The 18,001-nt window shown below is 70.4% G+C and carries 21 protein-coding genes; 9 read left to right on the forward strand and 12 right to left on the reverse strand.

Going from position 1 to position 18,001, the window contains the following annotated elements:
* The first annotated feature begins 148 nt into the window (after positions 1–148).
* Genes ABZT18_RS26850 through ABZT18_RS26865 form a run of 4 tightly spaced genes read left to right on the forward strand, consistent with a single transcriptional unit; the run spans position 149 to position 2,029 of the window.
* Positions 149–376, forward strand: coding sequence for a hypothetical protein (locus ABZT18_RS26850; RefSeq protein WP_355168333.1), 228 nt, complete (start codon positions 149–151; stop codon positions 374–376).
* Entirely contained in the window at positions 373–663 is a 291-nt protein-coding gene (locus ABZT18_RS26855) for a hypothetical protein (RefSeq protein ID WP_355252798.1), read from the forward strand. Before ABZT18_RS26850 ends, ABZT18_RS26855 begins: the two co-directional genes overlap by 4 nt.
* Entirely contained in the window at positions 660–1,721 is a 1,062-nt protein-coding gene (locus ABZT18_RS26860; RefSeq protein WP_355252801.1) for an FAD-binding oxidoreductase, read from the forward strand. Before ABZT18_RS26855 ends, ABZT18_RS26860 begins: the two co-directional genes overlap by 4 nt.
* On the forward strand, positions 1,721–2,029 hold the full coding sequence (locus tag ABZT18_RS26865) for a hypothetical protein (RefSeq protein ID WP_355252804.1): 309 nt from the start codon (positions 1,721–1,723) through the stop codon (positions 2,027–2,029). Before ABZT18_RS26860 ends, ABZT18_RS26865 begins: the two co-directional genes overlap by 1 nt.
* A gap of 142 nt (positions 2,030–2,171) precedes the next feature.
* On the opposite strand, the gene ABZT18_RS26870 is transcribed toward ABZT18_RS26865, so the two are convergent.
* The 4 genes from ABZT18_RS26870 to ABZT18_RS26885 form a co-directional block, all read right to left on the reverse strand.
* Positions 2,172–2,315 (reverse strand): hypothetical protein, encoded by a 144-nt coding sequence (locus ABZT18_RS26870; protein WP_355252807.1) that lies wholly within the window; start codon positions 2,313–2,315, stop codon positions 2,172–2,174.
* On the reverse strand, positions 2,312–2,920 hold the full coding sequence (locus ABZT18_RS26875; protein ID WP_355252810.1) for a type IV toxin-antitoxin system AbiEi family antitoxin domain-containing protein: 609 nt from the start codon (positions 2,918–2,920) through the stop codon (positions 2,312–2,314). The genes ABZT18_RS26870 and ABZT18_RS26875 overlap by 4 nt, the downstream gene beginning before the upstream one ends.
* A gap of 158 nt (positions 2,921–3,078) precedes the next feature.
* The gene (locus tag ABZT18_RS26880; protein ID WP_355252813.1) at positions 3,079–3,960 is read right to left on the reverse strand and encodes a cellulose binding domain-containing protein; all 882 of its coding nucleotides are present in this window, start codon (positions 3,958–3,960) and stop codon (positions 3,079–3,081) included.
* An 83-nt stretch (positions 3,961–4,043) separates the two neighbouring features.
* Positions 4,044–5,225 (reverse strand): Cmx/CmrA family chloramphenicol efflux MFS transporter, encoded by a 1,182-nt coding sequence (locus tag ABZT18_RS26885; RefSeq protein ID WP_355252816.1) that lies wholly within the window; start codon positions 5,223–5,225, stop codon positions 4,044–4,046.
* A gap of 460 nt (positions 5,226–5,685) precedes the next feature.
* On the opposite strand from ABZT18_RS26885, the gene ABZT18_RS26890 reads away from it, so the two are divergent.
* Positions 5,686–6,309, forward strand: coding sequence for a hypothetical protein (locus ABZT18_RS26890; RefSeq protein ID WP_354996286.1), 624 nt, complete (start codon positions 5,686–5,688; stop codon positions 6,307–6,309).
* A gap of 5 nt (positions 6,310–6,314) precedes the next feature.
* Here the strand turns inward: ABZT18_RS26890 and ABZT18_RS26895 are convergent, their stop codons facing one another.
* Both ABZT18_RS26895 and ABZT18_RS26900 read right to left on the reverse strand, forming a co-directional pair.
* The gene (locus ABZT18_RS26895; protein ID WP_354996287.1) at positions 6,315–6,683 is read right to left on the reverse strand and encodes a DUF4180 domain-containing protein; all 369 of its coding nucleotides are present in this window, start codon (positions 6,681–6,683) and stop codon (positions 6,315–6,317) included.
* Complete coding sequence (locus ABZT18_RS26900) at positions 6,676–7,128, reverse strand: helix-turn-helix domain-containing protein (RefSeq protein ID WP_354996288.1); 453 nt, start codon at positions 7,126–7,128, stop codon at positions 6,676–6,678. Before ABZT18_RS26900 ends, ABZT18_RS26895 begins: the two co-directional genes overlap by 8 nt.
* Before the next feature lie 193 nt (positions 7,129–7,321).
* On the opposite strand from ABZT18_RS26900, the gene ABZT18_RS26905 reads away from it, so the two are divergent.
* Positions 7,322–10,642, forward strand: coding sequence for an AAA family ATPase (locus ABZT18_RS26905; protein WP_354996289.1), 3,321 nt, complete (start codon positions 7,322–7,324; stop codon positions 10,640–10,642).
* 47 nt (positions 10,643–10,689) lie between these two features.
* Here ABZT18_RS26905 and ABZT18_RS26910 read toward each other — a convergent pair whose 3' ends face one another.
* Together ABZT18_RS26910 and ABZT18_RS26915 are read right to left on the reverse strand one after the other, a co-directional pair.
* On the reverse strand, positions 10,690–11,658 hold the full coding sequence (locus tag ABZT18_RS26910; RefSeq protein ID WP_354996290.1) for an alpha/beta hydrolase fold domain-containing protein: 969 nt from the start codon (positions 11,656–11,658) through the stop codon (positions 10,690–10,692).
* A 44-nt stretch (positions 11,659–11,702) separates the two neighbouring features.
* Entirely contained in the window at positions 11,703–12,008 is a 306-nt protein-coding gene (locus tag ABZT18_RS26915) for an antibiotic biosynthesis monooxygenase (RefSeq protein WP_354996291.1), read from the reverse strand.
* A gap of 158 nt (positions 12,009–12,166) precedes the next feature.
* Between ABZT18_RS26915 and ABZT18_RS26920 the strand changes: the two genes are divergently transcribed.
* Complete coding sequence (locus ABZT18_RS26920; RefSeq protein WP_354996292.1) at positions 12,167–13,072, forward strand: AraC family transcriptional regulator; 906 nt, start codon at positions 12,167–12,169, stop codon at positions 13,070–13,072.
* Positions 13,073–13,129: 57 nt separating this feature from the next.
* Here the strand turns inward: ABZT18_RS26920 and ABZT18_RS26925 are convergent, their stop codons facing one another.
* From ABZT18_RS26925 to ABZT18_RS26935, 3 genes are read right to left on the reverse strand one after another with little or no spacing between them, the layout of a single operon-like run.
* A complete protein-coding gene (locus ABZT18_RS26925) occupies positions 13,130–13,987 on the reverse strand; it encodes an ABC transporter permease (protein WP_354996293.1) in 858 nt (285 codons plus the stop codon).
* Positions 13,984–14,997: an ATP-binding cassette domain-containing protein gene (locus ABZT18_RS26930; RefSeq protein ID WP_354996294.1), complete on the reverse strand. Its 1,014-nt coding sequence runs from the start codon at positions 14,995–14,997 to the stop codon at positions 13,984–13,986. The genes ABZT18_RS26925 and ABZT18_RS26930 overlap by 4 nt, the downstream gene beginning before the upstream one ends.
* 25 nt (positions 14,998–15,022) lie before the next feature.
* On the reverse strand, positions 15,023–15,577 hold the full coding sequence (locus tag ABZT18_RS26935; protein WP_354996295.1) for an NAD(P)H-dependent oxidoreductase: 555 nt from the start codon (positions 15,575–15,577) through the stop codon (positions 15,023–15,025).
* Positions 15,578–15,720: 143 nt separating this feature from the next.
* On the opposite strand from ABZT18_RS26935, the gene ABZT18_RS26940 reads away from it, so the two are divergent.
* Complete coding sequence (locus tag ABZT18_RS26940) at positions 15,721–16,236, forward strand: GNAT family N-acetyltransferase (RefSeq protein WP_354996296.1); 516 nt, start codon at positions 15,721–15,723, stop codon at positions 16,234–16,236.
* A 38-nt stretch (positions 16,237–16,274) separates the two neighbouring features.
* Here the strand turns inward: ABZT18_RS26940 and ABZT18_RS26945 are convergent, their stop codons facing one another.
* On the reverse strand, positions 16,275–17,027 hold the full coding sequence (locus ABZT18_RS26945) for an SDR family oxidoreductase (RefSeq protein WP_354996297.1): 753 nt from the start codon (positions 17,025–17,027) through the stop codon (positions 16,275–16,277).
* 101 nt (positions 17,028–17,128) lie between these two features.
* Between ABZT18_RS26945 and ABZT18_RS26950 the strand changes: the two genes are divergently transcribed.
* A complete protein-coding gene (locus ABZT18_RS26950; protein WP_354996298.1) occupies positions 17,129–17,971 on the forward strand; it encodes a helix-turn-helix transcriptional regulator in 843 nt (280 codons plus the stop codon).
* Positions 17,972–18,001 lie beyond the last annotated feature (30 nt).

The following is an 18,001-nucleotide window of genomic DNA, read 5'->3' on the forward strand; positions in this document are numbered from 1 at the left end:
CGTGACATGCCGTCGTACCCGGTCAACCGCCACCGTCGACGCATGGCCCGGGGCGGGTGCTGGCTCCGGAGCTGTGCCGACCCGAACGGTGCAGCTCCGCACCCGCCCGCCCCGGCGCCACTCCATCCGTCAACGTCTCGGAGCCGGCATGCCCACCCTGATCGACGACTTCCCGGTCCTCACGCCCGTCACCGATGAGGACCTGTGTACCGCGCTGCGGGCGGTCACCATCCACGTTCCCGAACGCTGGCCGCAGGGCGAGCTGTGCCGCAGCGAACGCGTCCCGTACCCGTGCCGGCTCGCCCGCTGGGGTCGGGCCACCATCGAGGCGGCAGGCTTCAGCGAAGCACAGCTCACGCAGGGCGCACCGGCATGACGCCGAGCGAGGTGGTCGCCCGTTGGCTGCGGCTGGTGGTGGCGGACGCGGAGCTGTCGCCGTACCTCATCGGGGTTGACCTGGGCCGGCTTTCCGCGCATCTCACGGCGTGCCTGGCGAACGCGCTCGACGGCGAGCCGGCGGCGGCGGACGGCTGGCGCGGCCTGGGGTTGTCGGAGGCGCAGCACCGGAGGATCGTCGACTACCTGGTGGGGGTGCTGTGGGCAGCCGAGCTGCCGGACGGCCACATTGCCCGGGCGCGGCGGGCGTTCGAGGTGCCCGCGTGAACCTGGCTGCCGCGTGGGCGTTGGTCGACGACCGGGCCGCCGGCGACTTCTGGTGCACTCTCGAAGACCGTCGACCCGGGCTGCTCCCACACCGCGACGCGCCACTGTTCTTCACCGCGTTGGGTCGCCTCGTGGTCGGCGGTGACGACGCGGCGAGTCGGGCGGCGCTGCTGATGGTGCTCGGCCGCGCGTACCGTCACTTTGACCTGCTCCCGCACGCCACCACCATCGGCGACGCGCTGCTCGCCACCGTGGCCCGCCACGCCCACCCACTGTGGACACGGTCGCTCACCATCGCCGGGGAGCGCGCCGTGTGCCGCGCCACGCACGCCGTCCGTCGTGCCGTCGCCCGGGTCGGCGACGGCCCGGCCTGGTGGCACGTCCAGGTGATCGGCCACGAACGGCCGTCGCCCGGCATCGCCATTCTGACGGTACGTCCCTGGCGGCGGCTGCCCTTCCAGCCAGGCCAGGCGGTCCCGGTCTGCACACCACGCCTGCCGGGGCACTGGCGCTGGCTATCCCCGGCCAACGCCCCACGCGCCGACGGCACCGTCGAACTGCACGTCCGCGCCGTACCCGCCGGCACCGTCTCCCACCGCCTGGTCCATGACGTACGCCCCGGCGAGCTGCTCTGGCTCGGCCCACCCGGCAACACCGGCCTGAGCCTGCGTACCGGTGATCTGCTGCTCGTCGCTGGTGGCACCGGCCTGGCGCCGCTGCGCGCCCTCGTCGAACAGGTCGCCGCCGCACCGGATGGTCGGCGGGTGACGCTGGTCGTCGGCGCCCGCACGTTCACCGACCTGTACGACCCGATCACCCTCGACAAGCTGCAATGCGCCCACGACTGGCTGACCGTGGTGCCGGCGTTCTCCGATGACCTCTGCGCCGAGCCAGCCGAGCAGGGCGACGCCCTGACCATCGCCCTCGACCACCACCAGCCCGGCCAGGAGATCTACCTCTGCGGCCCACCCGCGATGCTGGCCGACGCGCGGCCACGGCTGCGCGCTCTCGGCATCCCCGCCGCGCGCCTCCACCTGCCTATTGGCTTCAGCCGCTGATGGCTGTCTACCGCAGTCGACACACCCTGACCGGGCCGCTCACCCCCGACCGGGTCGCCGCACTGGACCTGCCTCGCACCCGGCTCGGCCGCCGCGGCTATCAGCCCGATTTCGTCAATGAGCTGCTCCACCGCCTCGCCCACGAGCTGCACGAACAGGGCCGCCAACTCGACCTCGCCGAAGCCGAGAACCACCGCATCAAGAAGGCCCTCCGCACCTGGCAGACCCAACAGACCAGGAACCGGCATGAGCCCGGTCGCGAACGCCCCACGCTCGTGGCAGCCGAGCCGGACATCCTGGATGCGTGACTTGCTGGGTGCGGTTGGCCGGCAGCGGCTGAGCAACCAGGGGTCGAACGGCAGATTCCCCGAAGTGGTTGATGCTTGTGAGTCATCGTGTTGACTCACAAGCATCAACGCGCCCGGCGCGCGACTGTCCCGCCGGTAGAGGTCAGCTGCTCAGCCGGGCAAGGAAGCCCTCCAGGGCATAGACCTGATGTAGCTCGTCTGTGGGCCGCCCAGTGCGGCGGGCCAGGTTCTGAAGGTCGAGGTAGGCGCGGCCGCCAACTGTGGAACGGGTCGGACGTGCGGTCACAGCAGGATCTCCAGTGCCTCTCGGAGCGGTCGCTCTGCCCTGGGGAACTCCCGAGCGATCATTAACAGCTTTGATGGTGATGCCTCGGGCCGTCTCAACCAACGCCGTAGTGCCGCATACGCCAGGTCTGACCCCTCGTGGTGTCGCAGCCGGATCGCGTCGATGATGCTGCGCTCCGGGCCGTAGAGCCCGATTGAGGTCTCCGGATCAACCGGCAGTTCCGTGCGCCCGATTCCGTAGGTCTTCGGGTCAAACCAGTGCCACGAGACGGGTGCGGTTGTAGCCGGCCGATGCCGCCCACGGGGTAGGGCGACATCGATGCGGGCGGGGATTTCGTCAGTAAGGCCGTGACGAGCTAGCGCGGTGGTCAGGCACAGCGTGCCTGAGGGGGCGCGTCGGGCGAGTTCTATGAGGTCAATATCGACCAAGGCGGCGCTGTGCCTCCGGTAGAGACCACGGCCTACAGACACGATCAGCCCTTGATCCCTCAGCCGGTACAGCTGCCACTCGGAGAGGCCCGCGCCGAGGGCCTCGGAGTAGCTAAAGGTGACAGGAAGGGTGCCAAGGGGGACGCGCCAGACTTCTGATCCTTCGTCCGACCCCACAGGGAAACTCTATACACATCGCCACGACCTGTATGGCATTTCCTTGGCGAGTTGGATGTGGCCTGATCCAACCCGTGCCAACCTGTCGGAACGGCAGCGTCTACTGGACGTTGAAGATCCGATGGGATCTTCCACTGACCCGCAAAAGCTCTGCAGGCTTACGTGTCGCCGAACTCGCGTACCCCGTCGACGTCCAGCGTGATCCGCCCGTTCTCGGTCCACTGCCCGGTGGCGGCGAGCCAGCTCGGGTCGTCGCGCTCGTCGATGTCACTCCAGCTGTGCCGGTGATGCCGTAGCTGGATCGGCCCGGTCGACGCGCCAGGTTCGAGCACCCCGTCAGTAAAGGTCAACTCAACCCAGCCGGGGGCCGCGGTGCCCGGGATCGGGTAGCCCGGCGGCGCTGGCGTCGTCAACCCGGGTGGCCCGCCCGGCGGGATGAAGAACTGCACGGTTTGCCGGATCCGGTCGCAGCCCAGCGCGGCCCAGTCGCAGTTCGGCACCAGCGAGGTGTTGCCGCCCTCGAAGCGCAGGTGGTAGCGCACCCGCACCGTGCTCAGGTCGAGCGATCCGGTGCCGGTGTTGGTGACCCGGAGGACGTGCTGGATCTGGTTGTTCGTCGGGGCCCAGTCGAGATTGAGGTAGCTGACCGTCGCGCGGCCGCTGGCGGTGCGAACGGTGGTGGCGGGCGAGCTGTCGGAGTAGCCGCCGAGCGCGCGGGCGGCAACCGCGATCCGGTACGTCGTGCCGGGTGCGAGGTCGGTCAGCGTGATCGTGGTGTCGAGCGTGGTGCCGAGCCAGCGGTACGTGTTCGGGCCCAGCGGCACCTGCACCTCGTAGTTGATCGGCTGCTCCGCGGCCGGATCGCCGATCCAGGTGGAGGGTGCCCAACTGAGGGTGAGCTGGTGTGGTTCGTTGGCCACCACCGTTGGGCTGCCGGGGGTGCTGATAGCCGGGCCGTCGTCGGCACGGGCGGCGTTGACGGTGAGCAGGCTCGCCAGCGCGGCGAGGGCGATGGTGGCGGTGACGCGGCGAGCACGCATGGTGCGAATGCTAGGGCGATCTCGTCGACAACGATAGGCAGGTGTCAATATCTGGGCCGGGTTTCCGCGAGCATTCGCGTGGGTCATCGGACCGCCTGGCCGACGTGGGGTGCGATGACTCGCAGGAATGGCAGGGCGATGAGCAGTGCGATCGCAACGAGGAGGCCGCTCACCCACACCGGGCCGAGGTCACCAGCATTGGCCCCGAGGGTCGCTGCTGCGACGGCGGGGCCGCCAGCAGCACCTATGTTGAGCGCTGCGGTCGCATACGACCCTCCCATGGTGGGGGCGCCCGCCGCCTCATAGAGCACCCTGGCGATCAAGGTGCTGCCCAACGCGAAGGAAAGCACGCCCTGCACGAACACGAGGAGCAGAAGCACCACCGGCTGGGCAGCCAGGGTCGCCAACGCCACCCAGCCAAGCAGTAGCAGCGGGCCACCGACTGCGATCACGATGCCGGGACGCTGATCGGACAGCCGTCCCGCGAGGGTGACGCCGGTAAAGGACCCGAGACCAAAGAGCACCAGCACGACCGAGACCCACAGCTCGCCCAGGCCGGCGGTGTCAGTCACGATCGGCGCCAGGAAGGTGAACGTGGCGAAGGTGGCAGCGTTGACCAGGGCGCCGAGCAGCATGACCAGGACCAGCCTGGGCATTCCGAGCTGGGCGATTTCGCTCCGAAGCGACGAGTGAGCCGGAGTGCCCTGAGGGGTCGTTCCGGCACGGGCCGGGATGCTCTTCACGACGCCGTAGGCAGCGGGAAGGCAGAGTAGTGCGATCGCCCAGAAGGTTGCCCGCCAGCCAAGCAGCGTGCCGAGCACCGCGCCGCAGGGCACTCCGGCGATGGTGGCCGCCGTCGTACCCGAGAGCAGCACCGCCAGCGCGCGCCCTTTCTGATCAGTTGCGACGAGCGTGGTCGCCCTGCTCAGAGCCACAGCCAGGAAACCCGCGTTGGCCAGGGCTGCGATCACCCGGGTGACAAGCAAAACCGCGAAACTCGTCGTGAGGGCGCCCACGACGTGGGCCACGGCGAAAACCAGCACGAAGCCCAGCAGGCTGGTTCGGGCCGGCCACCGACGCGCAAGCGCCGCCATCAGCGGCGCGCCGACGACCATCCCGACAGCGAACGCCGAGGTCAAAAGCCCGGCGGCCCCGACCGACACATCGAGACTTGTGGCGATGCCCGGCACCAGGCCGGCGAGCATGAACTCCGACGTACCCATGGCGAAGACCGCCACGGCAAGCAGATAGAGCGGCAGAGGCATCCAAAACTCCGAGGTGAGAGAGAACGAGGAAACGTCTCGTCACCGCGGCCAGCGCCCCAAGGGTGCGCGCAGATGTCCCAGGCAGCAGAACTGCTGGGAAGCGGGCTGAAAACTCAGCGGTTCAGGGGGCTGACGGCGTGACCGAAAGCCCCCACCGTGGATGCCTCAGGGCTCGACATGGCGCAAACACTACTCAAAACCACCGGTCATGACGCAACCGGATTCGGCCTGGGCGAGTGTCGTCAACCTCGTGGCCCGCAACAGCTAGTCATGAGCTGCGGTGAGACTGCCGTCGTATCGGACGGGGTTGACGAGGGTGAGTGTGCCGGCGTCGAGCAGTTGGCGGACGTCCCTGAGTAGGCACGTTCCTATCGATACCGCGATATGGCGTCAGCGGGCGGTGGGCACGGGTGCGTCGGTCGTAGCGTCCGGACAGAGGGCGCGATCCGAGGGAGACGACATGCAGGCGACCGAGGGTGTGGTGTTACCGGGGGAGCAGGCCCCGGTCATCGTGAACATCGACCGGTGGCGGGCCGGGCTGCCGCTAGACGCGTGGCCCGACAACCTTCCGACGAGCGGCGAAATCTGGCGGCGCGACGTCTTCGCGGTCGCCGACGCGTACCGGGCCGGCTCCGCGAGCGCCCGGCAACTGCTGACCGCCGTGCTGGTCTGGGGTTACGGACCCATCGGGTACGGCCCGTGGCGCGCCGCCAAGTCGCTCGCCGCCGATCCGGACGGCAAACGCCTGGCGTACGCGCTGGAAGAGACGTCGGATGAGGACGCGCTGCGAACGGCGTACCGCCGCTTGTCCGACCCCGACCACGCGCGGCTGCCGTGGTTGGGGCCGGGCCTGTTCACGAAGGTTCTCTACTTCGTCGGCTACCGACGAGGCGTGGGCGGTGTGCAGCCCTTGATCCTCGACCGCGTCGTGGCCAGCCACCTCCCCGCCGAGGTCGGTGTCAGCCGCCGAAACGCCTGGTCATCCGAGGAGTGGCTTGCGTATCTACGGTGGGCAGCCGGGCAGGCGCAGGCCAGGGGGATCGAACCGGACGCGGTGGAGATGGGGGTCGTCCACGACCGGTGAGGCGGCTACGACGCAGCGTGGAGGCGAGCGTCGAGCGCGTCGAGGTCGGGGACGAACCAGATGTGCCCGGCCTGGTTCGACTCGTACACCAGGGCGCGTAGGGCGGAACTCTCCGCAAGCTGTGCCGAGATGTCGCCGACGACGGCCAGCCGCAGCCGGTAGTTGACGAACTTCTGCATCACGTCGCCCGCGAAGCGGGTGCCCAGTGCGAAGAAGCGTTCGTCGAGCCGGTTGGCCGGCATGGCCACCACCTGGGCGCCGAGGAACGCCGCCCCGATCAGGTCCAGCGCGTCCTGCTCGGTGGCGACCGTGGGGCCGGCCGGGTCGCAGACCAGCACCTGCACCCCGGCGCGTTCCTGGATCTCGTCAGGCATCGTGGACCTCCCAGTTGAGCAGGCCGTTGTCGGCGTTGAGGACGGCGTCGAGCAGGTGCAGCAGCTCGGCGGTGGCGGCGGGGTCGCCCAGGATGATGATCTTCATGCGGTGGCGTTCCTCGTCGTGCACCGTCTGCACCCGCAATCGGTGGGCCTGGTCATGGCCGGTGTTGGCGCTGGCGAGCATGAGCGTGCCGAGCCGGTCGGCGGCGGCCCGGTCGACGCCGTCGATCTGCACGATGCTCGACACTTCCGCTGGCCCGGCAGTCGTGGTGACGGCTCGGGTCTGCCCGGTGAACGCGTCGAGATCGCCGGCGGTGATCCGGTACTGCTTGCCGATCCGCACCGCCTTTAGCCGGCCGGAGCGGATGTAGCCGCGCACCGTCCGGACGTGCAGGTCGAGCCGCTCGGCGACCTGCTCTACCGAATACATGTCTTCCCTCATCACTCCCTATCCTAGCCTGACAGGGAAGGTTAAGGAGTGATGAGGGTTGCCGGAGACGTGAATCGTTAACGACATCAGCTCCAAAGGGCCTGGAGGACACCAGTACCGCCGCGGCGGTGGTGCCGGGAGCAGCCGCAGCCGACCCGAAAAGCAGCCGACCTGTGTCGGACGGTTCCAGTACCGTCTGGAAACCATGGACGCGCGGCTCGGCGACGCCATCATCGGGCGGGATCATCCCGCGGGTCTGCTGCGCGCTGAGCTGGACCGATCCGCCACCAGCTACGGCGGTCTCGTCCTGGTCACCGGTGAGCCGGGCATCGGCAAGACGACGCTGGTCACGGCAGCCGCGCGGGAGGCCCGGCAGCGCGGGGCACTGGTGCTCGGCGCCGCCTGCTGGGATTCCGACAGCGCCCCCGGCTACTGGCCGTGGCTGCAGGTGCTGCGCGGCCTGCGACGCTCCGCTGACGACTGGGCGGTGGCGCGGCACGCCGCGGAGCCGGCTCTCGCGGCCCTGCTCGGCGAGGTCGGCGCCCCCAGCGAGCAGGCCGGTCTCGCCGCCAACTGGGCCGGCCTCGACACGGGCGGAGGCATCGCCGACCGCGACGCGTTCGCCCTGTACGACGCGGTGACCGCCGCGCTGGTCACCGTCTCCCAGGAGCGGCCGGTCGTGGTCGTCCTCGACGACCTGCACTGGGCCGACCCGGCCTCACTACGGCTGCTGAGCTTCGCCGCCCAGCACACCTGGTTCGAACGACTGCTGCTGATCGGCACCTACCGCGACGCTGAGGTCGAGTCAGGCGACCATCCGCTGCGTCCGCTGCTGATGCCGCTGGTCACGAAGGCGACCACGATCACCCTCACCGGCCTGTCCCGGGACGAGGTGGCCGCGCTGATGGCCCGCACCGCCGGGCGCGAGCCGGACGCCGACCTGGTGGACAGGGTGCACGGGCGTACCGGCGGCAACCCCTTCTTCGTCGAGCAGACCGCACGGCTGTGGCGCGCCGACGGTGCGGCCGGGACGATCCCACCCGGCGTACGGGAGGCGGTGCGCCGTCGGCTGGCCCAGTTGCCGGCGGCGGTGGTCGAGGCGCTCACCGTCGCCGCCGTGCTGGGCCGCCAGTTTCACCGTCAGGTCCTGGCGGCCAGCTCGGCGGCCCCGCCGGCGCAGGTGGACCGGCTGCTCGACCGGGCGATCACCGCCCGGCTGGTGGTCGCCCGGGGCGGGGGCCGGTTCGCCTTCGCGCACGACCTGGTTCGGGAGACGCTCTACGACGGGCTCACCGAGGAGGATCGGCGGGCCCGGCACGCGGCGGTGGTCCGGGCGGTCGACCCGCCGACGGACCTTACCGACCGGCTGATCCCGGCTGACCTGGCCCGCCACGCCTACCTGGCCGGCCCCGCGCTCGACCGGGCCCGGGTCACCGAGCTGCTGGTCGCCGCAGGGCGGGATGCGTTCTCCCGGCTCGCCATCGACGAGGCGGCAGTGCACTTCGGCAGGGCGCTGGAGGTTGTCGAAGACCGGGCACAACGGGTCCGGACCCTGGTCGAGTTCGGTCAGGTGCGCTACCACCACGCCGGCCGGGAGGAGGCCGGGAAGCTCTTTGCCGAGGCCGCCACACTGGCTCGCACGCTCGACGACCCGGTCCTGCTGGCACGCGTTGCTCTCACGGTCCACCGCGCTCGACAGGTGGAGATCGGGCGCTCGCACCAAGCGGCGGAGCTGGTGCGGGAGGCGTACCGGCGGCTGATCGGCGAGCCGGACGACACCGCGTTGGTCGGCACGTTGATCGCCGACCTGATCACCGCCACCGAGACGATCGCCCGCCGGGGCCGGGACGACGAGACGCTCACCTTCAGCCTGTGGGCCCGCCACGACACCACCTGGGGGCTGGGCACCGCCGGTGCGCGGGCGGCGCTGACCGCCGAAATCCGGGACGTGGCTCGCCGCACCGGCGATCGGGAGACCGAGCTGTGGGCCACCTCGCTGCGCTGGGTGGCGCTGCTGGAGCTGGGCGACCCCCGCTTCGCCGAGGAGTTCACCGCCTTCGTCACCGCCGGCCAGCTGGACGACCTGGCCCGACCCCGGATGGCGGCAGCCGTGGACGGTGGGATCATCGCGGCGTTTCGCGGTGACTTCGCGGAGGCCGATGAGCGTTTCATCGTCCTCACCGACCTCGCCGACCCGGGCCACGCCGAGTTCGCGTTCATGGGCCATCACGTGCGCTGGTCACGCCTGCTGCTGCAGGGCCGGTTCGACGAGGCCAACGCGCTGCTGGGCGAGCTGGCGCCGACCGACTACCCCTACCGGGACCTGCTGCTGGCGACCACCGCGGCGGAGCGCGGTGACGACGAAGCAGCAATTCGGCTGACCGCCGGCATCGAGGCCGCGGGCATCCGTTACCCCCGCCCGGTGTCGCCGCTCTGGCTGCGGCTGCGCGCGCAGGCCGCTGCGGCGTCCCGCGACCCGCAGCGCTGCGACGACGCACGGGCCGCGCTGATTCCGCACCGTGGGGAGTGGATGGTCGGGCTGTTCGGCTGCGACATCAGCGGCCCGGTCGACCACTGGCTGGCGGTGGTCGACGCGGCGCAGGAGCGCTGGGATGACGCCATCGCCGGTTTCACGGCAGCCCGCGACTCCGCCGACCGGATGGGCTCCCGGCCCTGGGCGCTCATCGCCAGCGGCGGGCTGATCGCCGCCCTGGCCGGTCGTGACCAGCCGGGCGACGCCGCCACGGTGGCCGCGTTGCGCGCCTCCACCGTCCGGGACGCCACCGCCCTCGGCATGACGCAGGTGCGCGACCGGCTGGCTGCCCTGACGCCCACCGACGCCGCCGCGCCGGAGCAGGCCGTCGCGCCGGGCCAGGTCACCGGACGAACCCAGGCCGCAGGGTCGAGCCAGGTTGTCAGGCCGGGTCAGGGCCAGCCCGTCGCGTCAGGCCAGGCCGCGCCGGTCGGTGTGCTGGTCCAGGAGTACGAATTCCGCCGCGACGGGCCGGTCTGGCAGCTCGCCTACGCCGGTGCCGTCGTACACCTGCCCGACGCCAAGGGTCTGCACGACCTGCACCTGCTGTTGGGCCGGCCGGGCAGCGACGTGCCGGCGGTGGAGTTGCTCGACCCGGCCGCCGGCCCGGAGCTGGTCGCCGCCCGCCGGATGGGCGCTGATCCGGTCCTCGACGACGAGGCGAAGGCCCGCTACCGGCGGCACCTGGCACGCCTCGACGAGGAGATCGACCGGGCCGCCGCGCGCGACGACGACCGAAAGGTGTCCACACTGGATGCCGAGCGAAGTGCGCTGCTCGACGAGCTACGTGCCGCTGCTGGGCTGGCCGGCCGGAGCCGCCGTCTGGGCGACGAGGCTGAGCGGGCCCGCAAGACGGTGACCGCACGGATCCGGGACACGCTGCGCAAGCTCGACGAGCGGCACCCGGCCCTCGCCAGCCATCTGCGCGAAGCCGTGTCGACCGGCAGCACGTGCCGCTACCTGCCGTCCGAGCCGCTGCGCTGGCGGCTCTGAGCCCACGGCCGGCGCGACGCCTGGTCGCTGCCGGCCGTGGGTCCGGTTCAGTCCTGGGGCTTGGGGCTGGGGTCCAGGACTCGGGCGAGCCAGTCGGCCTGGGTGCGCCGTGCGGCGTCCGAGACGCGGATCTGCGGGAACAGCGCCGAGAATCCGTGGAAGCCGCCGGCCCACAGGTGTAATTCCGCCTGACCACCGGCGGCCCAGATCCGGGTCGCGTAGGCGACGTCCTCGTCGCGGAACACCTCGGCGGTCCCGGCGTCGATGTAGGTCGTCGGCAGGCCAGACAGGTCGTCCGCCAGCGCGGGTGAGACGTACGCGGAGACGCTCTCGCCGGTGTGCTCGCCGAGGACGGTGCGCCATCCGAACTCGTTCATCTCCCGGGTCCACACGCCGTCCAGCCCGCTGTACTGAAGGCTGGAGGTGGTGTCGTTGCGGTGGTCGAGCATGGGGCAGGACAGCAACTGGGCGGCGATGACCGGGGTGCCTAGGTCGCGAGCCATGAGCGTGACTCCTGCCGCCAGACCACCTCCGGCGCTGGCACCGGCTACGACGATGCGGGCGGGGTCGATGCCGAGGCCCGCGGCGTTCTCGGCCACCCAGAGCAGGCCCTGGTAGCAGTCGTCGACCAGGGTCGTACCGGTCGCTTCCGGGGCCAGTCGGTAATCCACGGAGATCACGACGGCGCCGAACCGGTCGAGCCATTCCAGGGGGACGTCGATGTTCGAGAAGCGGTCGCCCCACATCATCCCGCCGCCGTGGATCCAGTAGACGCAGGGCGCACCGGCGACACGATCGGTGGGGCTGAAGATGGACAGCGGGATCGGGGTTCCGTCACCGGCGGGAACGGTGACCTCGCGCCGCTCGACCGCCCGGCCTTCGAGGTGGGTCTCGATCGACGGTTGTGGGAAGTGGCGCAACTGTTCGATCACCTCGGGGCCGAGGGGCGGCATGGAGGGCAGTTCGGCCAGGGGTACGAGCAACTCGGGGTCGATGCCCGGTCGGGGGGAGTTCATGGGAGGTCCTTTCGCTGAAATCGGGTCGGGGTGCGGTCGCCGGTTCAGAACGTCGCCTTGCCGCCAACCGGCACCGCGTCGGTGTACGCCGAGTCGCCGGCCAGCAGCGCTTGAAGCTTCGCGACCAGGGCCTGCGCCTGCTCGCCGCCGAAGAACGCGCTGTGCGCCTCGGCGCTGGTCCAGCCTTCGATGACGTGGACGACGTCGGGGTCCGACGCCGAGCGGGACACCAGGAAGACGAGGCAGTCGTCGTGGGGCAGGGACGGCGCATCGAGCAACAGCGCGATCAGCTCGTCAGCCTTACCCGGCTGGGCGGTCATGGTGGCCTGGAACCCGTGGTGGACGGTCATCACTGGAGACTCCTGATCGTCGAGCGGCGCTGCGTTGCCGGGGAAACTGACACTCCAATGGAAGCACCGCCACCAGCAGAATCGTTAGAGAGATGCTCCTCAGTCCTTGCCTGATCCTCTCGTTGTGGCGAGGATCAGTCGTGTGCTTCAATCGGGCCGTGGACCTCGATGAGCTGCGGGCGTTGCTGACCCGTCACGCCCGGCCGGACATGAGCACCGCCATCGACGGGGTGCTGATTTCAAAGGTCGAGCAGCAGACAGCACCAACCACGTCGATGTCGGGCACGGTGCTGGCACTCATCGCTCAGGGCGCCAAACAGATGGCGCTGGGCGACCGCGTGTACGAGTACCGGGCCGGCCAGTACCTTGTCGCGTCGGTCGACCTGCCGGTCACCGGCCGCTTCACCCAGGCCAGTGCCGACTCGCCGGCTCTGGGGTTCGGGCTGGTGCTGCACCCGGCCACGGTCGCGGAGTTGCTGTTGCAGGCGGCGCCGGGCGATCTCCCGCCCCTGGCCGGCGGGACGCCGTCAGGGATGGTGGTCAGCGACGCTCCCGCCGAACTCGGCGACGCGGTGATCCGACTGCTTCGGCTGCTGGACCGGCCCCGGGACGTCACGGTGCTCTCTCCCCTGATCAAACGGGAGATCCTGTGGCTGCTGCTCACCGGGGAGCAGGGTGCCGCCGTCCGGCAGCTCGGTCTGGCCGACAGCAGCCTCAGTCACATCGCGCGGGCGGTGCGGTGGATCCGCGACCACTACGCGCAGCCGTTCCGGGTGGAGGATCTGGCGCGCCTGTCCGGGATGAGCGTGTCCGCGTTCTATCGCAACTTCCAGGCCGTGACCGCCATGAGCCCGATCCAGTTCCAGAAGCAGATCCGGTTGCAGGAGGCGCGACTCCTGCTCGCCACGCACCCGAACGACGTCACCGGGGTGGGCATCCGCGTCGGTTACGAGAGCCTGTCGCAGTTCAGTCGTGAATATCGCCGTCAGTTCGGTGCGCCTCCCAGTAAGGACGTCGCCCGCCTGCGCGGTGTCACGCGAGCCGAGGTGCCGGCGGTCGTCTGACCGCCGACGGGCGCCGCCACAGCCGTGGCGGCGCCCGTCGGTCGGGTCTGGGCAGGGTCAGCGGCGGTTGTACTTGTACATGGTCAGTGAGCCGAAGACGAGCACGAATCCGGCGCTCCACACCAGCAGCCACATCGTGGCCGACGGGTCCGACTCGCCGCTCATCGCCCCACGGATCGCGGCCACCAGTTGCGTCACCGGGTTGACCTTCACGAACGCCTGGAGCCAGCCGGGCATGGTGCTCGGCTCGACGAAGACGTTGCTCAGGAACGTCAGCGGGAACAGCACCATCATGCTGACCCCCATCACCGACTTCTCGCTGCGCAGGATCAGCCCGAAGAACGTCCACACCCAGGAGAACGCGAACGAGAAGATCACCAACAGCCCGATCCCGACGGCCACGCCGACCACCCCGCCAGCGGGCCGGAACCCGAGCACCAGCCCCAACCCCAGGATCACCAGGGCGGCGAGGATGTAGCGCAGCACGTCGCCGAAGATCATGCCGACCAGGGCGGATGGACGCCAGACGGGCAGGGTCCGGAACCGGTCGAAGATGCCCTTCTCGATGTCGGTGTTGAGGCCGACACCGGTGTACATGGTGATCATTACGACGCTGGTCACCATGATGCCGGGCAGGAAGAACTGCAGGTATTCGCGCGGGCTGCCGGCGAGGGCGCCACCGAACAGGTACGTGAACATCAGCACCATGATGATCGGGAACGCGGTCACGTCGAAGAGCTGCTCCGGCACATGCTTGATCTTCAGCATGGCCCGCCAGCCGAAGGTGAGCGACGCACCCAGCGCGCTCGGCCGGGGCGGTCGGGCACCGGGCGCGAGCACGGTCGCCAGCGCCTCGGCGGACGGGATGTAGACGGACGGCGCCCGTTCGGTCGTGGTGGTCGTGGCGTCACTCATCGGGCTGCCTCCAGCTCGTCGTCGCGCTCGTCGGCCGGCACGGCGGGGTGATCGGTCAGGGCGAGGAAGACCTCGTCCAGGCTCGGCTGGCCGAGGGAGAAGTTGTCGACGACGATGCCGGCGCGGGCCAGGTCGCCGAGCGCGCGGGCGGCCTGGGCACTGGCGTCGAGGTCGGTGCCGGCCTCACCGACGCGGGCGGTCAACGCCACCGGATCGGCGGCGAGCTGCACCGGTACGTCGAGCGCCTCCCGGAGCACCTTCTCCGCCTCGGGTCGCTGCCCGGGATCGCGCAGTCGTAGGTGGACCGTGCCGGAGCCGATCGACGACTTCAGCTCGCCCGGGGTGCCCTCCGCGATCACCCGGCCGTGGTCGACGACCGCGATCCGCCCGGCGAGTTGGTCGGCCTCGTCGAGGTACTGCGTGGTCAGCAGCACCGTCGTGCCGTGCGACACCACCGCCCGGATGATCTCCCACACCTGGTTGCGGCTCCGCGGGTCGAGACCGGTCGTCGGCTCGTCGAGGAAGAGCAGATCGGGGGTGTTGAGGATGCTGGCGGCGATGTCGATGCGGCGGCGCATCCCACCCGAGTACTTCTTCACCTGGCGGTCGCTCGCCTCGGTCAGCCCGAACGCGGCGAGCAGGGCAGCCGCGCGCTCACGGGCGGCCGGCTTGCGCAGGCCGAGCAGGCGGGCGAGGAGCACCAGATTCTCCGTACCGGTCAGGTCCTCGTCGACCGAGGCGTACTGGCCGGTGAGGCTGACCCGGGAACGGACCTTGTCGGCCTCGGTGACCACGTCGTGCCCGAAGACCCGCGCCGAGCCGCCGTCGGGGCGCAGCAACGTCGCGAGCACCCGGACGGCGGTGGTCTTGCCCGCCCCGTTCGGGCCGAGCAGGCCGTAGACGGTGCCGGCGGGCACCTGCAGGTCGATCCCGGCCAACGCCTTGGTATCCCCGAACGTGCGGGTGAGCCCCTCGGCCTCGATGGCCAGGCCGGTGGTGCGTCTACTCATGATCCTTACCTTTCGTCAGACGTGTTCAGGAGACGTAGGGCCGGGCCGCCCGGCCGTCGCGTAACGCCAGACCCCACCAGCGGAGCTGGTCGAGCAGGACGTTGGTGTCGCGGCTCAACTCGTCGGTGCACTGTGGTGTCGGCCCACCGGCGAGCAGGTCGATCCCTACGACCTCGCGCACCGTCATCGCGTGCAGTGCGGTGAAGACCGTGCGCAGTTGGTCGACGGCGTGCAGACCGGTGGAGCGGCAGCCGTACGACACGAAACCGACCGGCTTGGCCTGCCACTCGTCATACGCGTAGTCGATGGCTTGTTTCAAGGGTGCGGGGAAGCTGTGGTTGTACTCGGGGGTGACCACGACGAATGCCTCCGCCCGACCCACCTCGCGGACGAACGCCCGGATGGACGCGGTCGGCTCGGCGGGATAGCTGGTCGGGAAGTCGTACTCGGTCAGGTCAACGACCGTCACCGCCAGGTCGTCGTGCCGCGCGGCCTGATCGGTGAACCAGCGGGCGATCCGGTCGCCGGCCCGCCCCTCCCGGGTGCTGCCGATGAGCACGGCAATCCTGAGCGGTGTCATCTTTCCCCCTCCCGAGCTGTCGTTCCACCCATCAGGCGCGAGGTGACGACAGGCCGTCCGCTAGATCCGATCTAGCGGACGGCGTTTCGGTGCGGAATGTCGGAGGGGTCGGCTTGACTGAGGCCGACGAACAGGGGAGTGGGATGGCACAGGTACGCATCGAACCGTGGCATGAGGACGACCTCGACCTGCTGCGGCAGCTCAACTCTCCGGACACCCGCAAGCACACCGGCGGTCCGGAGACCGACGAGCAGGTGCTCGCCCGGCACGAGCGCTACGTGCACTTCGCCGAGGGCGGGCAGGGCTGCATGTTCACGCTGGTGCTGCCGGACGGCGCACGGGCGGGCAGTGTCGGCTACTGGGCCCGCGAGTGGCGCGAGCGACCGGTGTACGAGTTGGGCTGGGCGGTGCTGCCCGCGTACCGGGGGCAGGGGCTGGCGACGGTCGCGGTGCGCGCGGCGGTCGACGTGGTCCGCGCCCGACGGGACCGGCGCTACGCCCACGCCTACCCCTCGGTCGACAACCCCGCCTCGAACGCGGTCTGCCGCAAGGCCGGCTTCACCCTGCTCGGCGAGACCGGTTTCGAATACCCGCCGGGGCAGATGATGCGCGCCAACGACTGGCAGCTCGACCTGACCGCCCCGCCGGTCGAAGGCTGACACCGGCGGGGCGGCTGAAGCGCAGTCACCTCAAGCGCTCACCAGGGCAGCTCGCCGTACCCACCGCCGGCGTCCATCTGGAAGCCCCACAGCAGCCCGCTCGGGCCGTCCGCTGGCAGCGTCGCCAGGTGCACGCTGACCTCGCCGCCCTGCTCGGGCGTGCGGAAGCCGCTGTTTCCGTTGAGGTCGGTGGCACAGTAGCCCGGGTTCGCCGCGTTCACCTTGATCGGGGTGTCCCGCAGCTCCTTGGCGTACATGGCGGTGACCATGTTCAGCGCCGCCTTCGACGACGGGTACGGCACGGAGGTCAGCGCGAACAACGCGCCGTCCGGGTCGGTCATCACCGCGATCGAGCCGACCTCGCTGGAGACGTTGACGATCCGGGCCGCCGGTGCCCTGCGCAGCAAGGGCAGCAGCGCGTTGGTCACCGCCACCACCCCGAAGACGTTCGTCTCGTACACCCGGCGCAGCGTCGCCACGGTCGTGTCGCTGGGCAGCGCCCGCGCGCCGTCGCCGAGCACGATGCCGGCGTTGTTGACCAGTACGTCCAGTCGGCCGTACTCCGCCTCGACCAGCTTCGCGACGGCCGCCACCGACTCGGCGTCGGTCACGTCCAGTGGCACGAACCGGGCGTCGGTGCCGCCGTCGCGCAGATCCCGTTCCGCTGCCCGGCCCCGCTCGGCGTCCCGCGCCCCGATCAGCACGGTCATCCCCAGGCCGCCGAGCTGTCGGGCGGTGGCCAGTCCGATTCCCTTGTTGGCCCCGGTGATCAGGGCGATCATGTTCGTCATGCCGTCGAGCCTGCCGGTGTGGGTGGCGTTCGGGGAGAGTCGGCTGAGGCTGGGACCAGCGGTACCACCCTCCCGGGCTTCGCCCGGGGCATGCTGGAGGCATGACGAGCACCGGCCTGCGGCGTGACGAACTGGCAGCGTTCCTGCGCAGCCGCCGCGCCCGCCTGCGCCCCGCCGAGGTCGGCCTCCCCGATGGGGTACGCCGGCGCACTCCCGGCCTGCGTCGGCAGGAGGTGGCCCAACTCGCCGGAATGTCGATCGACTACTACATCCGGTTGGAGCAGGGCCGCGGGCCGCACCCGTCCCGGCAGGTGCTCGCCTCGATGGCCCGGGCGTTGCTGCTGAGCCGGGACGAGCGCGAGTATCTGTTCCGGATCGCTGGGGAGAACCCGCCGCAGACCGTCGGGCCGAGCCGGGAGGTGCCACCCGGGCTGCGGCACCTGCTCGACGCGATGACCGAGACTCCGGTGTACCTCGTCGATGCCGCGTACCAGGTCCTGGCCTGGAACCACCTGTCGACGTACTTCATGGGGAACCTCGCGGCCGTGCCCGACGCGGACCGCAACATGATTCGCTGGACCTTCCGGCAATCCGCCGCCGGCAGCCACTGGAGCGACGCCGAAACGGTGCGGTTCGTCCGCAGCACGGTGGCGGACCTGCGGGCCGCCTACGGCCGCTACCCGGCCGACCCGGCGATCCGCGAGCTGGTCACCGAGCTGCTCGGCACCTCGCCCCGGTTCGCCCAGCTCTGGGCCGAGCACGACGTTGAGGAGCGCCGTCCGATCGTCAAGCGGGTGCCGCACCCCGACCTGGGTCCGTTGGAGTTCGAGTGCCGGGTTCTGCTGGTGCCGGAGACCGACCAGAAGATGATCGTCTACGTCCCCGAGCCCGGCTCGCCGACCCAGGCGGCGTTCCGGCGAATCGCCGAGCGCGTCGGCGCCTGAACCGCACGGGCCGTACCTCCCGTAAGAGCG

Origin of the sequence: Micromonospora sp. NPDC005291 (genome assembly GCF_040607415.1) — a bacterium.
Lineage (GTDB): Bacteria > Actinomycetota > Actinomycetes > Mycobacteriales > Micromonosporaceae > Micromonospora.